Source organism: Marinococcus salis (assembly GCF_054971365.1).
The window spans coordinates 273,919-294,047 of record NZ_JBQOJB010000002.1 but is presented as its reverse complement, the minus strand read 5'-3'; the positions used below and the strand labels follow the sequence as shown (position 1 = coordinate 294,047).

Annotated in this window: 21 protein-coding genes; 13 read left to right on the top strand and 8 right to left on the bottom strand. The window is 43.5% G+C overall.

Translation table 11 applies throughout. The features are described 5' to 3' along the window. Positions 1 to 317 precede the first annotated feature (317 nt). The gene (locus tag ACTTK6_RS03355) at positions 318 to 881 is read right to left on the bottom strand and encodes a DNA-3-methyladenine glycosylase I (protein ID WP_462832680.1); all 564 of its coding nucleotides are present in this window, start codon (positions 879 to 881) and stop codon (positions 318 to 320) included. Between the two features lie 181 nt (positions 882 to 1,062). Between ACTTK6_RS03355 and ACTTK6_RS03350 the strand changes: the two genes are divergently transcribed. Continuing rightward, on the top strand, positions 1,063 to 1,611 hold the full coding sequence (locus ACTTK6_RS03350) for a dihydrofolate reductase family protein (protein WP_462832679.1): 549 nt from the start codon (positions 1,063 to 1,065) through the stop codon (positions 1,609 to 1,611). A gap of 203 nt (positions 1,612 to 1,814) precedes the next feature. On the opposite strand, the gene ACTTK6_RS03345 is transcribed toward ACTTK6_RS03350, so the two are convergent. Continuing rightward, positions 1,815 to 2,093 (bottom strand): hypothetical protein, encoded by a 279-nt coding sequence (locus ACTTK6_RS03345; protein WP_462832678.1) that lies wholly within the window; start codon positions 2,091 to 2,093, stop codon positions 1,815 to 1,817. 480 nt (positions 2,094 to 2,573) lie between these two features. On the opposite strand from ACTTK6_RS03345, the gene ACTTK6_RS03340 reads away from it, so the two are divergent. Together ACTTK6_RS03340 and ACTTK6_RS03335 are read left to right on the top strand one after the other, a co-directional pair. Further along, entirely contained in the window at positions 2,574 to 3,431 is an 858-nt protein-coding gene (locus tag ACTTK6_RS03340; RefSeq protein WP_462832677.1) for an alpha/beta fold hydrolase, read from the top strand. Positions 3,432 to 3,693: 262 nt separating this feature from the next. Further along, entirely contained in the window at positions 3,694 to 3,849 is a 156-nt protein-coding gene (locus ACTTK6_RS03335; RefSeq protein ID WP_462832676.1) for a hypothetical protein, read from the top strand. 868 nt (positions 3,850 to 4,717) lie between these two features. Here ACTTK6_RS03335 and ACTTK6_RS03330 read toward each other — a convergent pair. Further along, a complete protein-coding gene (locus ACTTK6_RS03330; protein WP_462832675.1) occupies positions 4,718 to 4,867 on the bottom strand; it encodes a hypothetical protein in 150 nt (49 codons plus the stop codon). Between the two features lie 390 nt (positions 4,868 to 5,257). On the opposite strand from ACTTK6_RS03330, the gene ACTTK6_RS03325 reads away from it, so the two are divergent. Beyond that, positions 5,258 to 5,665 carry a DUF4181 domain-containing protein gene (locus tag ACTTK6_RS03325; RefSeq protein WP_462832674.1) on the top strand — a complete coding sequence of 136 codons (408 nt, stop codon included), beginning with the start codon at positions 5,258 to 5,260 and terminating at the stop codon, positions 5,663 to 5,665. 88 nt (positions 5,666 to 5,753) lie between these two features. Here ACTTK6_RS03325 and ACTTK6_RS03320 read toward each other — a convergent pair whose 3' ends face one another. Together ACTTK6_RS03320 and ACTTK6_RS03315 are read right to left on the bottom strand one after the other, a co-directional pair. Beyond that, entirely contained in the window at positions 5,754 to 5,954 is a 201-nt protein-coding gene (locus ACTTK6_RS03320) for a hypothetical protein (RefSeq protein ID WP_079476316.1), read from the bottom strand. A 37-nt stretch (positions 5,955 to 5,991) separates the two neighbouring features. Further along, entirely contained in the window at positions 5,992 to 6,255 is a 264-nt protein-coding gene (locus tag ACTTK6_RS03315; RefSeq protein ID WP_462832673.1) for a hypothetical protein, read from the bottom strand. 280 nt (positions 6,256 to 6,535) lie between these two features. Here ACTTK6_RS03315 and fadX point away from each other — a divergent pair, with 280 nt between their 5' ends. The 8 genes from fadX (at position 6,536) to ACTTK6_RS03275 (ending at position 16,699) form a co-directional block, all read left to right on the top strand. Next, entirely contained in the window at positions 6,536 to 8,134 is a 1,599-nt protein-coding gene (gene fadX, locus ACTTK6_RS03310; protein ID WP_462832672.1) for a fatty acid degradation protein FadX, read from the top strand. Then, positions 8,124 to 9,647 carry a long-chain-fatty-acid--CoA ligase FadD gene (gene fadD, locus ACTTK6_RS03305; RefSeq protein ID WP_462832671.1) on the top strand — a complete coding sequence of 508 codons (1,524 nt, stop codon included), beginning with the start codon at positions 8,124 to 8,126 and terminating at the stop codon, positions 9,645 to 9,647. The genes fadX and fadD overlap by 11 nt, the downstream gene beginning before the upstream one ends. Before the next feature lie 45 nt (positions 9,648 to 9,692). Then, on the top strand, positions 9,693 to 10,898 hold the full coding sequence (gene fadE, locus ACTTK6_RS03300; RefSeq protein WP_462832670.1) for an acyl-CoA dehydrogenase FadE: 1,206 nt from the start codon (positions 9,693 to 9,695) through the stop codon (positions 10,896 to 10,898). Positions 10,899 to 10,944: 46 nt separating this feature from the next. Beyond that, positions 10,945 to 13,203, top strand: coding sequence for a 3-hydroxyacyl-CoA dehydrogenase/crotonase FadB (gene fadB, locus ACTTK6_RS03295; RefSeq protein WP_462832669.1), 2,259 nt, complete (start codon positions 10,945 to 10,947; stop codon positions 13,201 to 13,203). Positions 13,204 to 13,235: 32 nt separating this feature from the next. Then, the gene (locus ACTTK6_RS03290) at positions 13,236 to 14,423 is read left to right on the top strand and encodes a thiolase family protein (protein ID WP_462832668.1); all 1,188 of its coding nucleotides are present in this window, start codon (positions 13,236 to 13,238) and stop codon (positions 14,421 to 14,423) included. Positions 14,424 to 15,251: 828 nt separating this feature from the next. Next, entirely contained in the window at positions 15,252 to 15,695 is a 444-nt protein-coding gene (locus ACTTK6_RS03285; protein WP_462832667.1) for an Lrp/AsnC family transcriptional regulator, read from the top strand. A gap of 108 nt (positions 15,696 to 15,803) precedes the next feature. Continuing rightward, positions 15,804 to 16,328: a hypothetical protein gene (locus tag ACTTK6_RS03280; protein WP_079476325.1), complete on the top strand. Its 525-nt coding sequence runs from the start codon at positions 15,804 to 15,806 to the stop codon at positions 16,326 to 16,328. Positions 16,329 to 16,504: 176 nt separating this feature from the next. Continuing rightward, positions 16,505 to 16,699, top strand: a complete 195-nt coding sequence (locus ACTTK6_RS03275; protein WP_462832666.1) for a hypothetical protein — start codon at positions 16,505 to 16,507, stop codon at positions 16,697 to 16,699. Between the two features lie 194 nt (positions 16,700 to 16,893). On the opposite strand, the gene ACTTK6_RS03270 is transcribed toward ACTTK6_RS03275, so the two are convergent. The 3 genes from ACTTK6_RS03270 to ACTTK6_RS03260 form a co-directional block, all read right to left on the bottom strand. Further along, positions 16,894 to 17,718: a GGDEF domain-containing protein gene (locus ACTTK6_RS03270; protein ID WP_462832665.1), complete on the bottom strand. Its 825-nt coding sequence runs from the start codon at positions 17,716 to 17,718 to the stop codon at positions 16,894 to 16,896. A gap of 34 nt (positions 17,719 to 17,752) precedes the next feature. Beyond that, positions 17,753 to 18,454 (bottom strand): HD-GYP domain-containing protein, encoded by a 702-nt coding sequence (locus ACTTK6_RS03265; protein ID WP_462832684.1) that lies wholly within the window; start codon positions 18,452 to 18,454, stop codon positions 17,753 to 17,755. A 340-nt stretch (positions 18,455 to 18,794) separates the two neighbouring features. After that, entirely contained in the window at positions 18,795 to 19,670 is an 876-nt protein-coding gene (locus ACTTK6_RS03260; protein ID WP_462832664.1) for a LysR family transcriptional regulator, read from the bottom strand. Between the two features lie 119 nt (positions 19,671 to 19,789). On the opposite strand from ACTTK6_RS03260, the gene ACTTK6_RS03255 reads away from it, so the two are divergent. Then, the gene (locus tag ACTTK6_RS03255; RefSeq protein ID WP_079476330.1) at positions 19,790 to 20,128 is read left to right on the top strand and encodes a hypothetical protein; all 339 of its coding nucleotides are present in this window, start codon (positions 19,790 to 19,792) and stop codon (positions 20,126 to 20,128) included. Position 20,129 lies beyond the last annotated feature (1 nt).

The following is a 20,129-nucleotide window of genomic DNA, read 5'->3' as shown; positions in this document are numbered from 1 at the left end:
CGTACCGTATCAACGGGGATTCTGTCTCTTTTTTATCGTTAATGGAAATAATTGTTAGTAAACCCGCAACAAAAGAGTAAGCCAGAAAAAGGCTGATGCTCTTTTTCTGGCTTATGGAGTGGTGGTAGTATCCATCCATTGCTACCATATTTGTTTTGGGAATTCCCCGCAGAGAATGCAATAAAACCGGTTATATTGACAGGTTGCTTTTGGCTGGCCTGAATACATTTATTTATAGTGATAGCAAGCTGCTTTAAAATGGATGCCTGCGGGTCATCATTTCATAAGGCATTGTGAAACGCCCGACGAGCGCCGCTTTAGTCAATATTCGACGTGTGGAATCTGCAGGACGTAATATGGTCATCCACCATGCCGATCGCCTGCAGAAAAGAATAAGTGATCACCGGGCCTATGATTTTAAATCCTCTTTTTTTTAGATTCTTACTGATCCTGACGGATAAAGGGGACTGGGCAGGGATTTCCGTGTCAGCTGTCCAGCTATTTATCATCGGGTTAAAATCCACATAGCTCCATAGGAAATCGGCAAAGCTTCCGAATTCGTTTTGTATTTTTAATACCGCCTCTGCATTGGAACGGACCGATTGAAGCTTCGAAAAATGCTTGATGACTTGGTAATTCTCTTTGATGGCTTCCAGGTCTGTGTCTGTAAGCCCGGCGCAGTGTTCGAGGTCATAGTTGTTGAAGGCGGAGCGGTACGCTTCCCGTCTCGCTAATACAATACTCCACGATAAGCCGGCCTGTGCCCCCTCCAGCGTAAGCATCTCGAAGATGTACCGGTCATCCCGGCTCGGTCTGCACCATTCTTCATCATGGTACGTTTGCAAGAGTTCACTGTTTTGGGGCCATAAACATTGTTCCATCGACTATGTTCTCCTTTCCTCCTGTTGAATTTACTGTACCATGCAAAACAGGACAACTGCGTGTCATATTAAAAATTGTGCCATTCGGCAAAGTTATTATTCCAGCTTCTATATTAATAATTTGAAAGGATTCCAGGAAGGCAAGGGAGAAAAGAATAAAAAAAGAAACGGAGGGAAGATCGTGGCAAAGGTATGTCTGGGCATGATTTTATCGCTGGATGGGTATGTTAACGACCGCCACGGAGAGATGGGAAAGATTTATGCCAGCTTTGAGCCGAATGAAGCAATTGAAACGGCGATGGCCAACACGGGAGCTGTAGTGATGGGGCGGAACAGCTTTGATGAAAGCCCGGACCCGGATGCCTACGCGGATGATTATGAATTTCAGGTGCCGTTGTTTGTGCTGACGCACCGTCCGCCGGCGAAGCATCCCAGGGAAAATCAGAACCTTACAATTACCTTCGTGACAGACGGCATTGAAAGCGCGGTCCAACAGGCCAGAGAAGCAGCCGGAGAAAAAGACGTCGTGGTGCTCGGGGCGGATATCGGCCAGCAGCTGTTAAAGGCAAAGCTTGTGGATGAACTGCAGGTCGCGTTTGCGCCTATCATACTCGGTCAGGGACTGCGGCTGTTTGAGCACCTGGAGGGCCATGAAATTCATCTCGAGAAGCTGCGCACCATTGAGACCGCCCAGCAGGTGGAAATCTGGTATAAGGTCATAAAGAAATAATGGAAAATTTAAAGGCCAAGAAAGCAAGCATTTAACAGATTTATAAAGTTTTAACCATTAAGGTGAAGCGCTCCTGCATTTATAGCGGGAGCGCTTCTATTTCTATGCTTACATTTAAGAATTTAAAAAAGCGGTTATACTATCTGGATAAAACCGTTCACTAGTATCTTATTTCCAACCCTTAAGATGTTTCATTACATATGCTATGAAGGCTCTGCCTCTTCCCAAACCTGTATCAATCGCGGCAGAGGAATAGCTTCAAGAACCACATGGGCTTGAAGCCCGCGACGGGAATGATCATCAATGGACTCGATATGCACAAGGTTTTCCTCCCGGAAAAAATAGAATACATCCTGCAATTTTTGCTCCTCTTTGGCGTTCAAATACAAAAAAGCTGGATCGCCCTGAATTAAGAACGTAGATACATCCTCGCCGGCATGTTTATTCAAGCGCTGAAATGCTTCTTCCAGTTTCCATTTCAATATGAAGTCCTCCTTAAATAAGGTAATTTTATTTTTGAGTGCTCTTGGAGCATCCCGGGGATGATTTATTCCCGTTTTTTGATTCTGCCTTTATTATAAGAGACTGAGATGAGTCCTTCTTTATAAAAAAATGAGAAATTGATGAGAAGAGCAGGGGAAATGTGTCGAAAAACTGATAGAAAGTTCTTAAGGACCGGTGAAATTTTATAAAAGGAGAAGAAAACAATTATTTAACAGAAACTATGTAGCATCAAGCTATGAAACAAATTTCTTCAGTAGTACAGCGTGAAGGCTTTTTCGTGAGTGCCCGCAGTTAAAAATGTAACCGACTTATATTTAAGAATAGGAGTATACGGGAAGAACAAAGGAGAAAATCTTTTAAAGGAGATTATTTTTGCTTATGCCTTACTGAATAATACCGTGTTATTAATTACTCTGAAATTAGGGATGTGTAAAGAAATGCTTAAGGAGGCAAAAAACATGAAGCCAAATCAAACTACAACAGAAGAGGAATTTAAACAACATCAACGATCTGTCATGCTGGAAGGCATCGTGGAAGAAGCAGTGAAAGTGAATTATACAGACACAGGCTCAGGCCCGCCGCTCGTGCTGCTGCACGGCATACCGACCTGGTCGTATTTGTATCAGGCTGTCATACCGGAGCTGGAGGATAATTACCGGGTGATCGTCCCGGACCTTCTGGGCTACGGCTATTCCGACCAGCGAGACCGCTTTGACCGCTCGCTTCATGTGCAGGCGAAATTGGTTATCAGGCTTATGGAACATCTGGAGATTGAACAGGCGCATGTAGCGGCTCATGATATCGGGGGAGGTGTCGGGTTAATTCTTGCTCTTGAAGAGCCGGAACGAATCGATAAATTGGTGCTTTCCAACACCGTCGCTTACGACTCCTGGCCGATTGAAGAAATGCTTATGGTCGGACACCCGTCGTGGAAGAACAAATCTCTTCAGGACATGGAAGACTTTCTCTCGAAGGGGTATAAAGGCGTATTTGCCCAGCAGGATCAGCTGACGGACACCTTCTTACAGGGAATCATGGCTCCGTATTTACATGAAGAAGGCAAGCTCAGCCTTGTACGTAATGCGGCGGCCCTGAACACAAATCATACTACTTCTATTACTCATAGGCTTTCCGAGATCAAGCATTCTGTGCTTATGCTGTGGGGGACCCAGGACCCGTGGCAGCCGGTGGAAACAGGAGAGATGCTGGAGAAGGACCTGCCAAACAGCCGGCTGGTCAGAATAAACCAGTCAGCCCACTGGGTGCCCCAGGAAGCGCCGAGGGAGTTCGCCACAGAAATTAAAAAGTTTATTTAATCTAAGTGTTGTTCCCACTTATAAAAAATAAATAACGAAGAGGCCAGTCGGGCAAGCTGGCCTCTTTTTACTGAAAAATATCTGGGTGCATTTAATATGTGGTAGTACTGCAAGCATTTGCACCTTTTTTCTTTAAAGTTAACCGGCATATTGGTCTTGCCAGAGAATAATATTAGAAGAATTAAAACGATTTTTTACTTTTTAGTATTATTTATCTCCGGACTTAGCTTCCTATTATTTTACATTCATGGAAGAGGCATTTATGGTTACTGTAAGCGTAACATTCTTCACCGGTCTGATGGCGGCTCTGGCTGCCTTTGCCATCGAGAGCTGTTTATTAATGGGGCTGGGCGTTTTATTAGCGATCAGCACCCCTATTTTTATAGGCATTTTAATTCTTGCGGACATGTTTTTTTAGAGGCCTGGGGTAAACGCTTTTTTTCTAAGCGATTAGTTTATAAGGAGCTGGGTAGACCATGCACCTGAAGACATTCATGAAAAGAACTATATACGTTGTACTTACTGTCTATACCATTGTGTATGTGGCTTATAGCATAAAAACGGGGGACTGGAATTTTTTTGTTTATGTTTTTGGTCTCGTTTTAATGGCTAGTCCTTTTATGGGCATGTATTATGTATTCTTTCCGCCACGTCCATAGATATAACCACACAAAAAAGCTTGGCGAGGGTAGCTTTTTCCGGTTCTCCTGGTGGGCAATCTTCTCTAACTTTTTTGAGGAGCAGAAGCAAACCTATTACTTATTCTACAAGTGGAATGATATAAAAAAAGAAGTGGAATGATATAAAAAAAGATAAAGAAAAACATGGTTCTTCAGCTTTAGGGAAAGGAGCGCCGCAGCCGAACCTGGGCAGGGTGAGAAGAATCATCACAAGTATGATCCCGGAGATGCTCTGGTAGAGAGAAAAAGAACCCTCCTGCGTGAATGGGGGACACCGCATATGTCTCTCCTTTCGTATAGAGCATTTATCTTTGCGATTCTATAACTATTTGTGAATTATTAAACCTTTTAATTCAATGATTCCAATCTATATGATTTTATTTCTCTTATTTTTCCAGGCTTTGCCGTGCTGCTAAATACGTATACCTCGCAAAAATCAATTTTTGAGTCATCTGTTAATGAAATTAACCCGTTTATTGAAGCGAAATTCCCGTGTGTGATTACTTGATAAATTTCGATACAGTCAATGCCTGCTCTATTTTCATTCTGCAAAGCAGCAATTAATGAACCCCGGCCTTCTATTTTTTGTTTGTCTTTTAACTGGTATCATGTAATAGATTCATCCGAATATTGCTTAATAATTTCAATCCGCTGTTTTAATACTGCCACTGTAAAATCGATCACTATTTGTTTTCTTGGGGCATTACCGCACCCTTCGGGAATGATTATCTTCATTTCATCTGATGAACTGTCCAATGAATTCAACCTCCTAATACGACTGAATATATTCGGAAGTACTCCTTTTAATTTGAATAGCTTATTGTCTTTATGCTATCCAGTTTAGCATAGAGCGTTACTTAAAAATTACTATTTTGAAATATAGGGAAAAGGCACCCTTTAGCTTTACAGGGTTAGTTACCAATCACTTTCAGGGTTATTTTACATATTTTTAACGGGGAGGAGAGGGCACCACCATACCACTCCATTTCCAGAGGCAAAATGGGGTGTTTGGTGTGTGGTCCATAATTTAAGATTTTCAGACGATTTTAATTTTGGAATAATCTTTAGATGTTCTGTTAGGTGTAAAAGCACCTAGAGATCATATTATTAATTGTTATTATAAAAAAACAGCAGGGGAGAAGCCTAATGGATGAAAACCTATGGTTTATCGTGGAACTGTTCTCGAGCTTATTGTTGATAGGGGCCGTTATGTCCTTAATGATGAATATGACACGGCGATGGTATGTGAAACGCAATGGGCAGGAGCGCTCCAAACACTATGCGAATAATACTCATCAAAAAGTAACGCGGTGGTTTGCCATTATTATCGTTTTTCTTTTGCTCTCCATTACTAACCTTGGAGGAGTTCCGATTCATTTGACCCTTCTATTCGTTGTTGTTCCTCTTTTCTTGTTGTATATAACGTTCGGAACGTACTTATGGAAGAAAGAAAGCGATAATAAAGATGATTATTGGTACGACTGGAGGGTCGCAGGAGGAACGTTCATATGTCTGGCACCTGTCATGATAGCGTATCAATGGTGGATGACGTAGCAGTCTTTACGAACGGAGAGTAATAAAGAATATAATATTGCTTCTTTACTTGTAGATAGAAGTAATTGGAACATATGAAATACGTTTTCTATTGTTCCTTTAGGGGAAATGTTCGACGAACCCATGCCCCGATCCCGAGGATCACTCCCAGGCCCAATGCCATTTCGATTCGATCGGTCCAGTGCGTCCAAAAGTTCTGGCCATCCAACAGATTATTTATGCCATTAATCCCTACTTGAAGGATCATCGTCAGTACACAGATCCCAATGATCATACAGAAAACTTTCATTTCTGCACCTCCTTACACATGCTTCTTCCCAGCCTCGTCAGGGAAACAAGTGGAAAAAGATCATCACTAAAAGAATAATCCCTCCCGCCAACCACCACCAGTAGAAGGTACGAATGCTTTCCGTCCATTCCAAAACCCCTCGGATAAGAGCATGAATGCCTATGCCATAGCCTAACAACAGCAATCCAAGGCTGGTGTAATCAAGAGCTATTAGCAGAAGAACGACAGCCATCAGCAACATCCCGGCCGTCACAAGCGGGTATAATTTTCGTTTCGGTAAAGCGCTTCGAGACATGGCCATGGTTACTTCTCCTTTTTAATGGGCATAATTCCTAAAAATTCCTCAATGTCTTCATACCCAATCTTTGGGGGGGTTATCCATCGTTATCTTTCGATCACTACTATTTCTCAAAATGGACATATCAGACAGCAAATTTTGAATTATTTCCATAAAGCATATTTTGAAACCGTTTACATTTATTGTATAAAATGATAAATTTAAAACTGTAGGATGAGGATAAAGAAGGGGGTACATTTATGGTGAAGGTATAGCAGGATAAATACTGTAGGGAGGTTGGGACATGCAAGTTATTTCATACAATGATTTGAAAAACATTATTACCCCTGGAGATATTATTTCCGTCGCAGCTTTATCTGTCGGAAATTTACCAGCAGAAATATTAAAACATGTAGTGGAGCAATACGATGAAACTGGAAGCCCGGATAACCTTACGTTTATCATTGCCAATGACATAAGTGATTATGAGGGCGGGATTGATCTTGATGCTTTCGTTCAGCGGGGAATGATTAAACGGTTAATAACGAGTCTACTCACGGCTTCACCAGCTACTATTGAGGCGATTAAAAATAATGAAGTTGAAACATATTTTTTTCCACAGGGAATTCTTGCTGTACAATATCGCAATCACTCCGTTTCTTCGCCGGGGATGATTACAAAAATAGGTTTAAATACAAGCGTAGACCCTAGAAACTCAGGCGGAATGGTTAATGATGCCACCACCGGGAGCTTAGTCTCTGTATTAGAAATCAAGGGAGAAGAATATTTACACTATGACTTTCCTGGCATTGATGCAGCTCTTTTACGGGGAACTTACGCTGACGAAAAAGGGAATATCTTTATGACTCATGAGTCCCATTTAGGAGAAGGATACAGTGTAGCGGCCGCCACCCATCAAAATGGCGGGAAGGTGATTGTTCAAGTTAAAGAAATTGTTCAAAGCGGCAGCTTTCCCCCTCATGAGGTGTTTATTCCCGGTGAACTCGTGGATTACGTTGTTATAAATGAAAACCCCGAATACCATAAGCAGGTGATGCAGGCTTATTATGATCCTGCTTTATCAGGCCACTACCGGGTGAGTGATATACAGGAGCAGCCTATGGAACTCAGCTCCCGTAAAATTATTTTAAGACGGGCTGCCCAGTTTTTAAGTGAAGGGGATGTAGTCAGTATTGGATTTGGTATAAATAATGAGCTGCCAAATGTATTAATAGAAGAACAGGCGGAGAATTTGGTGCAGCTTAATATTGATACCGGCGTATTTGGAGGCATTATCGGCAGTAAAGACCGCTTTGGAATGAACTATAACCTGGACGCGAGAATGCGCCATGAACTGACATGGGATTTTATATATCATGGCGGCCATGATATAGCCTATCTCAGCTTTGCGGAAATCGACCGGTGGGGAAACGTAAATGTCTCTTGTTTTGGTAATAAAATGAGCGGAAGCGGCGGGTTTATAGACATAAGTCAAACTGTGAAGACTATTATTTTTTCGGGAACTCTGGTTGCGGGCAGCCAGTCTTGTTGTGAAAATAACCAGTTGATCATTGAACAGGAAGGCCACTCGCATAAATTTGTAAAAAATGTACAAAGTGTAGATTTCAATGCAGCGTATTCGAGAGAACTGAATCAACAGGTTTTTTATGTAACTGAACGCGCTGTATTCCAATTGGTGGAGGAAGGCTTAAAATTAATTGAAATCAGTCCGGGGCTGGATCTGCAGAGGGATGTTTTATCAAAGATGGATTTTGATCCTATTATTTCTGACGAGTTGAAAATTACAGACCAACATATTTATCAAAATGATTGGGGGGAATTGAAGCAATCGATCCAACATCGGACTCATATTGATAAAGGAGAAGATAAATATGAATTATGATTGGATTAAAACAAGATCAGATTTTGACAGAGTGAAAGCAGCGATTATCGATCCGGGTAAGGGCACAGAATGGTCATATCAGGATTTAAACATCCGTGCGGAGAATTTAGCGAATTATTTGCAGGATCAGGGAGTAAAACGCGGGGACGTCATCGGTATATTCGCACCAAATGATGTTGCGATACTGGATGTGTTGTTTGCCTCATTTAAACTGGGAGCCGTTTTCCTGCCTATTAATTGGCGGCTGAAATCTTTAGAGATTGAAAGCATCATTTCGGATTCTAATGTCAGGCTGATTTTTTACGCCTCCAATCATCTGGAGTCCCTGAAAGGAATCCCCCAGGAGCTAATCCATATGGATATCGATTCGTCGGAATATGATGACATTGTTAATCCTGAAAACCACCGTCCATTTAAAAGTGTCGATGTAGAAAGCGATGACCTTGCATCTTTAATATATACGAGCGGGACAACAGGATTACCTAAAGGGGTTATGTTCACTTACGATTCGTTTGTTAATAACATGATCAATACCGCATTGACGTATAAAACACATGCCGGTTATACAACAATTGTATCAACTCCGATGTTTCATGTACTGGGATTTAATGATTTGTCGCTGCCGTTATTAATGGCTGGCGGAACATTGATTCTGCATCGCTATTTTGACGGAAAGGAATTAAATGATCTGATGGTAAAATACCAGCCCGATTATTTAATGCTCATACCAACTATGTATTATGGCATGCTGGCAGCTGGTAATCTTGATATTCAGGGCTTTAAAAATGTTGAGTTCTTAATACAGGGGGGATCTGCACCGCTCTCGGCTGTACAGAAAAAATTTGAAAGTATGGGTTACACATTAGTCAATGGCTACGGTTTAACTGAAGCTCCACTTGTTATGGTTAATACACCTGATAATGCAATAAAAAAACCAATGAGTATTGGCAAGCCTGTCATGTATATGGATGTGCGCCTGCTGGATGAAAATTATAACGATGTTGAAACTGGTGAAATCGGGGAATTGGCAATCAACGGTAAAAACGTTACTCCGGGTTATTGGAACAAACCGGAAGAAACAAAAAAATCGTTTGCAGGCAAGTATTTCTTAACAGGTGATTTAGCGAGGCAGGATGAAGATGGTGATATCTTTATCATCAACCGGAAAAAGGAGCTCATTATTACCGGGGGTGAAAATGTTCTTCCTTCTGAAGTGGAAGGTGTATTATCAGAACATTCGCTTGTGAGGCAAACGGTGGTAGTGGGGTATGAAAGTCCTGAATTTGGAGAATCTGTTTCTGCAGTAGTGCAATTGAAAGAGGACGATCCGGATTTCGAAGCTAAACTGGACAAGCATGTGAGAGAGCACCTGGCAGGCTACAAAATACCGCGAATGTATTTAAAAGTGAAGGATATACCATTAAACTCAACTGCGAAGCCTGACAGAATAGAATTACAAAAAATGGCGAATCAAAAAGCACAGGAAGAAAATCAGAAAAACGAATTACTTTAAGCGACTTTTTTGAAAGCGCTATCAGAATATACTGGAGGCTATACCATGGCTGAAAAACAAGCACTGATAAAAGAATTATATCCTGAAGATTTATTAAATATTTCTAAAGAGTTAACTGAAGGGGAAGTTCAGTTTTTAAAACAACTCAATGATCTGCTGGAAGAAAAATACCGGGATTCAATTAATGATCACTGGGCTAACGCAACAGTGCCTGAAGACTTTTTTAATGACATGGGTAAACTAAATTATTTCAATAACCCATTGCTGTTTGAAGGCCGGGAGGGCGAACGGGCTACGAGTCAGTTGTTTCAGTTTTTCATGTTATATACAGTGGCAAGGTTTGATGTTTCATTAGTTACTTTGATGGGCGTGCATCAGGGTTTAGGACACAATGCGTTCCTGTTTGGCGGAAGCAAAGAACAAGTGGCGTATTATGTACCTAAATTACAATCTCACGAACTGAGGACCTGCTTTGCTTTAACCGAACCTGAACACGGGTCGGATGTAGCTGGTGGTTTAGCAACTACGGCTAAGCGCGAGGGTGATAAATGGGTAATAAACGGTGTGAAAAAATGGATAGGCGGAGCCCATATTTCGGATGTTATACCAGTTTTTGCTACAGATGTGGATACAGGTAAACCAAAGGGATTTATTATTCGGCCTGATCAGGACGGCGTGGATATGGATGTTATTGAAAATAAAATCGCTTTGAGAATTGTCCCGAATGCTAATATTCACTTAAACAACGTCGTCGTCCAAGAGGAAGACAGGCTACAAAATATTAATGGCTTCAAAGACATTGCGAAAGTGCTGTACTCCACACGTGCTGGCGTGGCCCATATGGCGACAGGAGCGATAGCCGGGACCCTTCGGGCAGCTCTGGATTATGTGACCGAACGTAAACAATTTGGCAAAGAACTCAGCAAATACCAGTTAATTCAGGAGAAATTGGCAATGATACAGGGAAATCTATCCCATGCAATGAGTCTGTCTGCGCAGCTTGCCCGGATGCAGGGGAACGGGGAATATGATGAAGTGGCAACCTCAACCGCAAAAATGATGAACGCCTTAAGATTAAGGGAGTCTGTTGCAATGGGACGAGCCGTTACAGGTGGCAACGGTATTCTTGCCGAATATGATATCGCAAGGTTTTTCTCTGATGCCGAAGCCATTTACACCTACGAGGGCACTCATGAAATTAATGCCTTAGTTATTGGGAGAGCATTAACAGGGGATTCTGCATTTATATAACTGCAGGGAGCGGCTAAATAAATTTCAGAAATATGGAGGTTATTTCATGACGATGAGAAAAGCAACCGTTTTAGGTGCGGGGTTAATGGGCAGTCAAATTGCCGCCCTTTTGGTTAATGCAGGTTTAAAGGTAAAACTGCTGGACATAGCAGTTGATGAGAGCGATCCAAACAAAATTTCCAAAAAATCACATGATATGATTACTGATCCAAAACGGCCGCAGTTATTTGATTTAAACTTCGCCTCTAATTTGACTTATGGCAATTTTACAGAAGATTTAACTGGGCAGGATGACTCGGATATTTTTATTGAAGCGGTAAAGGAAGAAGTGGAAATAAAGCATAGCATCTGGGATCAGGTGAGACGTGTTGCCAAAGATGATGCGTTATTTGCCACAAATACTTCAGGTATTCCCATAAAGGCAATAGCCCAAGTCTTTAATGATTCGGAGCAGGAAAGATTTTTCGGCATGCACTTCTTCAACCCGCCCCGGGTTATGAAGCTGGTAGAAGTGATCCCTGGATCTAATACGTCCCCTGAAGTCACAAATAAAGTCCAGGCCTTTGCTGCAGATGTGCTGGGCAAGGGTGTCATCATAGCAAACGATGTGCCTGCATTTGTTGCTAACCGGATAGGGACACAGACAATGAACGATGTTATGTATCGTGCAGAGAAAACAGGCCTGTCCATTGCGGAAGTCGATGCACTTACGGGACGCGGTATCGGAAGGCCAAGTCTCGGGACGTATGGGCTTGTTGATCTGGTAGGGCTTGATATTGCGACAACCGTGATCAAGGGCCTGCGGCAGGATCCGGAAGAACAGGAATTTTTCCACGAGACAAGTATTGCGGGAAAACTGATGGAAAACGGCGCGTTGGGGAGGAAAACCAAGCAGGGTTTTTATAAGAAGGACAAGAAATCACTGCTGGTTTTTAATCCTGAAAGCAATGAATATGTACAGCCAAAGCAGCCTGATTTTGAGCTGCTGAACAGCTTCAGTAAAGACTTGAAGTCAAATATGGACATCATCTACAACGCTGAAGATGTAGCGGGCAGGTTCTTATGGGAAACCCTTAGAAACAATTTCTACTATTGTGCTTTGAATGTACCGAAAGCGGCAACGGACTTTAAGGATATAGACCGTGCCGTGGTGTGGGGGTTCAACTGGAAAAAAGGGCCCTTCCAGCTATGGGACCTGATGGGATTCGAACGCGTTAAGGAACGCATGCAGCGGGAGCTGGGGCCATTACCGGAATGGATAGAAAAACGCAGCACATCATTTTATTCTGAAGGTGAATCGATTGAGCGTGTGGCTCCTGTATCAGCGTTTACAGAGCGTGAACTATGGAACAGGGAAGACTCCAGCCTTTCTGTGGCAAATAAAGACCAGCTGTTACTGAAGCTGCAAAGTAATAATAATATTATTACCGATGGCTTTGCTGATGATTTAATCGAGTCTATCGATATTTTAGAAAACGAGGATTACTCGAGCATGGTCATCTATGCAGAAGGAAACAATTTCAGTGTAGGTGCCAACCTATATCTGATGAAAAAAGCACATGAAGAAAACAAAGTGGAAGAGATCGTTGGGCCTGCAATTGAAAAACTGCACGAAAGCTTCAGCCGCCTTAAATATGCACTTAAGCCCGTCGTGACAGCCGTCCACGGGAAAGCTTTAGGCGGAGGTTGTGAATTGGTCCTTCATTCACCGGTAGTAGTAGCTGCAAGTGAAACATACATGGGACTTGTGGAAGCAGGGGTGGGACTGCTTCCTAGCGGTGGCGGCCTTGCTGAAATGGCGGACCGGATTCTCGGAACGAGCCATAAGCACAACGATAAACAGGAATCGATGACGAAGGTACTGACGAATGTAGGGTTCGCAAAAGTATCAACGAACGCTTATGAAGCGCTCAGGTATGGTTATCTAAGAGAAACCGATTCCATTATATTGAATACAGAGAAAAGAGTAGAAATAGCATTAAAACGAGCACAGTTTGAAGTAGAGACAAATTATGTTCCCCGGCCGAAATTGACCTATTTTGCTTTAGGCAGAGATTATAAAGCACTCGCTCAAGGCCAGCTGGATGCCCAGCGTGTCGGAAACTTCATAAGTGCTCATGATTATACAATCACTTTAAGTGTTGCCGATGTTTTATCCGGAGGAGACCTTCCGCGTAACACCTATATTAATCAAAAATACCTTCAAAAGCTTGAAAAACAAAAATTCTTGATGCTGTTACAAAACGAAAAAACGTACGAGCGAATTACTCATATGCTGGCTACAGGTGAGCCTTTACGAAATTAAAAATTGTGGCAGCAAAGAAAGGGTGAAAATCAGTGCAAGATGCGTATATAGTAGCTTATGGACGTTCTGCTTCAGCTAAAGGAAAGTTAAGTGGTGCTATGGCTCACGAAAGACCTGATGAAGTTGCAGCACAGGTACTAAAAGGAGTATTGGACCGGGTAGGTGGTCAATTCCATCCAAATATGGTACAGGACGTTATCGTTGGTAATGCTTTTCCTGAAGGGCTGCAGGGGCAAAATATCGCACGTTCGATTGCGCTGCTTGCTGGGCTGTCGGAAGACGTTCCGGCCCAGACTGTGAATCGTTATTGTTCTTCAGGACTTCAAACGATCGCGATGGCGGCTAATCAGATTGTGTCTGGCCAGGCAGATATTATAGCAGCCGGCGGAGTTGAACTGATGAGTGCCGTTCCGATGGGAGGAAATGAGCCGGTCAACAGTCCAATACTCCAGGAGGAAGAGGCCGGAGTATCCTATCCAATGGGGCTGACGGCTGAGATGGTGGCTGAAAAATATAACGTATCCCGGGAAGATCAGGATGCTTATGCTGTTCAAAGTCATCAGCGTGCTAAAAATGCCCAGGATTTAAGAAAGTTCGATGACGAGATTATTCCCATTAATGTAACTAAGGTCACGTACGATAATGACGGCCCAGTGGTAACAAAAGATATATTTGACACGGACGAATTGGTGCGCCCTGATACCAATATGGAGGATCTAGCGAAGCTGCCCACTGTGTTCAAGGCCGATGGGACCGTAACAGCCGGTTCATCTGCCCCGCTTACAGATGGTTCAGGTTTTGTGGTTGTAATGTCGGGAGACAAAGTTAAAGAATTAGGCGTCACACCGATTGCACGATTCGTGGGCTTCAAGGCAGCGGGTGTTGATCCAAAAATCATGGGGATTGGCCCGGCTTATGCCATTCCGGATGTGTTAAAATTAACTGACCTGTCGGTTGATGATATGGATTTAATCGAACTAAATGAAGCATTCGCAGCACAAACGGTGGCCTCCATCAGACAGACAGGGTTAGATATGACCAAAACGAATGTTAATGGAGGCGCCATCTCATTAGGCCATCCTCTTGGGGCATCGGGAGCGATGCTGACTGCAAAGCTGCTTGCTGAAATGAAAAAAAGACCAGATTCCAAGCATGGCATGGTGACCATGTGTATTGGAGGGGGCATGGGGGCTGCAGGTATATTTGAATACATCAGATAGTTAACTCCGGCGTTTTAATGTGTTAGTTATCTTTGTCCGCCTGAACAATTACCAGGCATCCGTAAATATCCAGGGGGGCTGTCCTATTTTTGGGACATCCCCACTTTTGTTTTCACGCTGACAGGAGCATTAGGAGGAAATAAATTGCTTAATCATAGAAAAAATATTCAGGGAGGGAAACATGAAGGTATTAAGACTGGATTACAAATTATTTGGCACTATATCATTTGCTTTGATTCTCATGGACTTGCGCCATATTATTGATATACCGGGAGGGTTATTTATACTATTATGCCTTATTCTGGCCATTTCGATTGGGGTTTTCTTTTACCTTCAACGAAAACACTCAAGTGCTTCCACTGATGATGGAAATTGAGGTGATTATTAATGGAGCTTTTTTATGTATTAGCGGTATTAATAAGTACCGGAACGTTTTTATTTTATCTAGGTAAAATTAAGCGTAATAAATGAAAAGAACGTAGCCTCGATAGGAGTGTTCCATCCATTATGATACATCTATTTTCTTTCTTACGATATAGATCCACCGGGAGAAACGTTAGCTTCCATAACAAACAAATAGAAAAACCCGGTCATAAAGGTTGGTAATGCAATACATATAACAGGAAAATACAAAGGATTAGGGGAGTGCTTGAAAAGCATTCCTGTTTTTAATATGCCTTAAATCATTTTTTATACCAATAATTCCTTATTTAAAGAAAATTTAGAAATTTATCGTTGAATTTTTTCCTTTTTCTTTTGTATAATTTAGTTATTTTATAGTAATTCATTCCGCCATGAAGGCACATGATCATAAGGAGGCCCACCACCATGCCAACACTCGATGCTACCGACCGGGCTATTTTACGTGCCTTGCAGAAAAACGCCAAAGAATCATATTCCATGATCGCCCGAACCTTAGAGGTAAGTGAAGGAACGATTCGAACCCGGATTCGAAAAATGCTTGATACCGGGGTTTTTGACTTTATTGTTCACACCGATCCGAAAAAAATCGGTTTGGACGTGCAGGCTATCATCGGTATTAACACCCGGCTCGGCCAACAACAGCACATTGCCCTTCAGCTACAAACCTTTGAAGCTGTACGTTTTCTCGGAGCCTTTTCCGGTAATCACGATCTAATGATTCAAGCCTATTTTTCGACCAACGATGATTTAGTCTCGTTCATTAATGCCGACTTAGCCGCACTTGAAGGCATATTAGACGTCGATGTCAATGTGGAACTGAAGCAGTACAAAGACAGTTTTTCCTACTAAAAACGATAAATAGTAAAAAAATTTACTTTTATTACAACATATGGTTTTCATTTCCTTTCTTTTTCGTTATACTAAAGCAACATTTTTCGAAAAGGGGGGAGAGAGCGTATGAAGATGCTCACTACCACAATTTCCAGTCTCTTACTTGCATCTGTCGTTTCGGTCACATTAGAAACATCAGCCGAAGCCGCACATGTAGCCGTTGTTGGCGGCGCCAGTCTGAATCAACCATCGATGCAAGAAATAACAACTAACGGCGGACACGCCCTGCGTACCGAAAGCTATATTTCGGAGGATCAACGCCGGCCATGTGGCACCTCCGAATGCCGCACGATTTTTGAGCAATACCATGACCGTATGAATGAGATTTTTAACCGAACCGACCATGTTCTGACGTTTGATGCATTTGAACAGTCTCTTGTTTACCATTTGCCGAATGGCGATTATTATATCGTTTCCAATTACACGAATGAAGTAAATGGCAACAACCGCCACATCGAAGTCATTTTGCACCAGAGTCTTGATTACGTCCAGGACATGTATATCGAAACAGACGCCGCTTCTTCATACGACTCTCCAATGGTCCTTGGAGACAACCGGTGGGCGAGAAATACCGGCCAGTGGGAAGAATGATTATACATCCCGAAGCAAGGCTGTCTCCATGTGAAAATGGAGACGGCTTTTGTGTTTTATGTGTGCTTTGTTTATTTTTCAATTTTTTACATAGTCGATGCATTCCGTTGGAAAGCATAGAGGACAAACACCTCTGAAATATTTCTGACTTTACCCTTATAACTAGGAGAATATGAATGATGAAAACGCTGGCTATTTTTATAGGACTCATTATTGTATCTATCATTATAGGCTTAAGCTTTCGAATTCTTAGAAACATGATAACGAACATGCCGTGGGATCATAATTTTGATGTAGCTGTTATAGGCGGGGTATGTGGAGGTATCGTTGCCAGTATTCTTTTAACACAAAAACGTAGAAAAGCAGAGTAAAGGCACTCCTGGAAATAGTTGCTAAAAGATATGCCAATAAGATGCATTATTCACAGCAGCATGAAGGAAAATCATCTTTTTAGCTATTAAGCATAAAAAAATAGAAAACAGGCATCCGTGGCTTTACGAAGTCAAAGGATGCCTGTTTCGTTAAAAAGAAACTGTTGCCGCAATGCTATGGACAGGCCGGCTGTTTAAGTGGAAACCGAAGGGGAACGCTGCTGTTTGGCCTGATACATGGTGTCATCCGCCTGAGCCAGTACCGTTAAAAAATCAGTCTCCCGTGGGCAGAAATCGTAACGGCCGACACTGACCCGCACGGTAAAGGTATCAATGCTTACTGCACAGGTTTGGTCGATACGATTATGCAATCGTTCTGCCCATTCCTCGTTCGACAGATCGTGTGAGGGAACCGGCCCCAGGACAATAAACTCATCTCCGCTCAATCGGTAGGCGGTCTGCTCATTCTCAATTGTATGCTGCAGTGCGTCGGCCACACAGCGGAGTACACGATCGCCGGTGAGATGACCATATGTATCGTTGATAATTTTGAATTGATCAACATCCAAAAAATACAGGGCATAGCGTGATGTCGGAAGAAATGTGTGGTCCCGGAACACCTGCTGCAGTGCTACCCGATTTGGCAGGCGGGTCAGGTCGTCCGTGCGCACGTCATTGCGGGTTTTCTCCAGGTGGGCAATCGTTCGGTTCAAATCCCGGGTCATCCGGCCGATCATCCCGGAAGAACGAAAGGAAGCGCGCGCACTTAAATCACCGGCACGAACCGCGGTTAAGACGGACTGAAAGTGAGTGATACAACGGCGGACGAAGGCAAAAAAGAGACAAAAGTTTAATACGCCTAAAAGGACGCCCGCACTGATGGAGGCGATGGTAAATAAACGCTGAAGTTCGGCGGGAACTGGAATCACGAGCGGCATGATTAGAGAAAAAGCGACGCCTACCACGATGCCAAAACTTAAGTAGACCAGCGCCATCCCGTGAAGATAATTGTATCGCATATAGTTCCTTCCTTTCTGCTGCTGCTCCTGGACGCTAGGAGGGAGGATTTCCGGGGTCTGGTTCATGGGTGTGTAAAATATTAAGAAGGGCATGAATATAGACAGCGTCCAACTCCTCGGTATGCTTACGAAGATGACACAACGCCTGGTCCGGCGTCAGGGCTTTCCTGTAGGAACGGGGAAGCGTCAGGGCCGAATACACATCCACGACACTAAGCAGTCGAAGCGGGGCGGGTAATTCCCATGCCGGTAGTCCGAAGGGGTAGCCCGTTTGGTTACCACGTTCATGGTGATATAAAGCCATGTGAGCTATTGAATCCTCCAGTCCATGCGCCCGGAGCAAATGATATCCCCGCATGGGGTGCTCCTGAACAGTTTCCCATTCTTCCGGTGTCAAAGTGCCCGATTTTTGAAGAATGGATGAAGATATGTATGTTTTACCCACGTCATGCAGCAGGAAACCAGCTGCAAGTTCTGCCATCTCCATCTGCAGATAATCCGCCAGCACGTTTCCGAGAAGAAACACATCTAACGAATGATGGTACGTTTCGGGTCCCATAGATTGTAACCTGGCTACCAAAGGATAGATACGGCCGTCCCGGCAAAGCGATAGAAACAACGACTCGTATTGATGAAAGGCCGACGCCGAATTATGTACAAAACCCGTTTTATCTGGCCAGTGTTTTTGCCACAGCTGATGTAAATACGTCTGGGAAAGAAGAAGATCCACGGTCATGGGAGTCAATACAAAGCACCGCCTGCCTGTTAAAATGGTACTTTTGTTATAGCACAAAGGAAAGAATAAATAAACCAAATTGCCTGTCAAATTGGTTTTCCCGTCTTTAATTCAATCCAGGCCAGAGCGATAAGCATGAAAAATTCCCCGGAGCGATAGCGCTATAACCCAGCTATCATGAATATATCTTCAAAATTATTTGTAATGAAGGAATAGAATTGGCTCAGCATGATCATTTAAGAGTAAAAATCACGGCATGCTGAATGGAAAATGGATAAAAAAAGAAACCATTGTGTGAAAATGGCTTCTCTCTTTTTTAATCTTATTAAAGTGAGTTTCATCAAAACGAAGAACGCAGGGATTCGTGCAAGATATCCTGAAAAGTCTGAAACGAGCGGTGCTGCTCGCTTGCCGGAGAATAGATAAAGGAAATATCCACCCGGGCGTGTTCCGGTGGCACGGGCGTGCATGCGATGTAATCATCCTGAAACGAGCGCATGTATCGCTCGGACAGCAGGGCGATTCCCATTCCGGCCCGGACGTGTCCCAATAGTGATTCGAGGTTTGAGAAGGTGATCACCTGTTTCGGAATGATGCCTTCCTGATGAATCATTTGCAGCAGGCGTTCCCGGAACATGCAGCCGGGTTCCAGCACAAGAACAGTCTGCTGGTGTACGTTCTGAAGACTCCCGAGCGGAAGCACCAGCGGGTTGGAAACGAGAGTAAGAGTTTCTGTGGAAAATATGTGCTGATGGAGGGCAGGGTGACGCACAGGGCCGGTGACAAAGGCCCCCTGGCATTCATGCTGCAGCACCTGCTGGACTAATTCCTCTGTAATGCCGTAGCGAAGCGACACGTCAATGGACGGAAGAGCCTGATGGAGCGATGACATTAACGCCGGCAGGTGGGTTGCCGCCATGGAATTAATGGAACCGAGCACCAGTGGCTCATAAGGCAGTGACGAATCTGAAATTGTGTCCTGCAAATGCTCCCATGAGTTAAGCATGTCTTCCACGCAGGCAAGCACATAGGTTCCCTGCGGAGTGAGCGTGAGACCTCTGGAGTGCCGGTGGAAAAGGGGGACGCCGAGCTCATGTTCCAGCCGCTGCAAATGCCCGGTTACGTTCGATTGCACATAGTTCCATTTGTTCGCCACCCTGGAGATGTTTTGCTCATGCGCTAGGGCTCGAAACAGCTGTAAGGTCTGAATGTTCATAGTTCACCCCCCCCCTGATATCTTTTTTTATGATAGCTTCCATATTATTTTATCATTATTCATGATCGTATGGGTGGTGTATCGTAGAAGCTACTATAAGTAAGAGGGAGCGAAGGAATATGCATCACGAGGAACGAACGTGCTGGATTCTTGCTGGATTCCTGGGAGTGGGGATCGGCATATGCTGGCCGTGGCTGTGGCAGGCCACGCAGAAATTTCCGGGTTGGACAGAAGTAGGAATGGCAGTAGGTGGAGGACAAATCGTGGTACCTGTGTGTTCCTTTATCCTAGCAGCTTTGGCAATTGGCCGAAGGCCCCTGGCTGCATACTGGGCCGCAGGAATTGCGATTTTAGGCACGATATATTTAACCGTGTTATGGGTTCTGCCGGGAGCGTTGAGCTGGACGGGGTATGTGTTGTATCAGAAACGTAGCGAGCTTAAAAGCGAGAAACGATAGA

What these genes read in the sequence shown, in the direction of transcription:
- ACTTK6_RS03355 (WP_462832680.1), bottom strand. Translation starts at nt 881, where the DNA reads ATGGAACAATGTTTATGGCCCCAAAACAGTGAACTCTTGCAAACGTAC.
- ACTTK6_RS03340 (WP_462832677.1), top strand. Translation starts at nt 2,574, where the DNA reads ATGAAGCCAAATCAAACTACAACAGAAGAGGAATTTAAACAACATCAA.
- ACTTK6_RS03335 (WP_462832676.1), top strand. Translation starts at nt 3,694, where the DNA reads ATGGTTACTGTAAGCGTAACATTCTTCACCGGTCTGATGGCGGCTCTG.
- ACTTK6_RS03325 (WP_462832674.1), top strand. Translation starts at nt 5,258, where the DNA reads ATGGATGAAAACCTATGGTTTATCGTGGAACTGTTCTCGAGCTTATTG.
- ACTTK6_RS03320 (WP_079476316.1), bottom strand. Translation starts at nt 5,954, where the DNA reads ATGAAAGTTTTCTGTATGATCATTGGGATCTGTGTACTGACGATGATC.
- ACTTK6_RS03315 (WP_462832673.1), bottom strand. Translation starts at nt 6,255, where the DNA reads ATGGCCATGTCTCGAAGCGCTTTACCGAAACGAAAATTATACCCGCTT.
- fadX (WP_462832672.1), top strand. Translation starts at nt 6,536, where the DNA reads ATGCAAGTTATTTCATACAATGATTTGAAAAACATTATTACCCCTGGA.
- fadD (WP_462832671.1), top strand. Translation starts at nt 8,124, where the DNA reads ATGAATTATGATTGGATTAAAACAAGATCAGATTTTGACAGAGTGAAA.
- fadE (WP_462832670.1), top strand. Translation starts at nt 9,693, where the DNA reads ATGGCTGAAAAACAAGCACTGATAAAAGAATTATATCCTGAAGATTTA.
- fadB (WP_462832669.1), top strand. Translation starts at nt 10,945, where the DNA reads ATGACGATGAGAAAAGCAACCGTTTTAGGTGCGGGGTTAATGGGCAGT.
- ACTTK6_RS03285 (WP_462832667.1), top strand. Translation starts at nt 15,252, where the DNA reads ATGCCAACACTCGATGCTACCGACCGGGCTATTTTACGTGCCTTGCAG.
- ACTTK6_RS03280 (WP_079476325.1), top strand. Translation starts at nt 15,804, where the DNA reads ATGAAGATGCTCACTACCACAATTTCCAGTCTCTTACTTGCATCTGTC.
- ACTTK6_RS03275 (WP_462832666.1), top strand. Translation starts at nt 16,505, where the DNA reads ATGATGAAAACGCTGGCTATTTTTATAGGACTCATTATTGTATCTATC.
- ACTTK6_RS03270 (WP_462832665.1), bottom strand. Translation starts at nt 17,718, where the DNA reads ATGCGATACAATTATCTTCACGGGATGGCGCTGGTCTACTTAAGTTTT.
- ACTTK6_RS03265 (WP_462832684.1), bottom strand. Translation starts at nt 18,454, where the DNA reads ATGACCGTGGATCTTCTTCTTTCCCAGACGTATTTACATCAGCTGTGG.
- ACTTK6_RS03260 (WP_462832664.1), bottom strand. Translation starts at nt 19,670, where the DNA reads ATGAACATTCAGACCTTACAGCTGTTTCGAGCCCTAGCGCATGAGCAA.
- ACTTK6_RS03255 (WP_079476330.1), top strand. Translation starts at nt 19,790, where the DNA reads ATGCATCACGAGGAACGAACGTGCTGGATTCTTGCTGGATTCCTGGGA.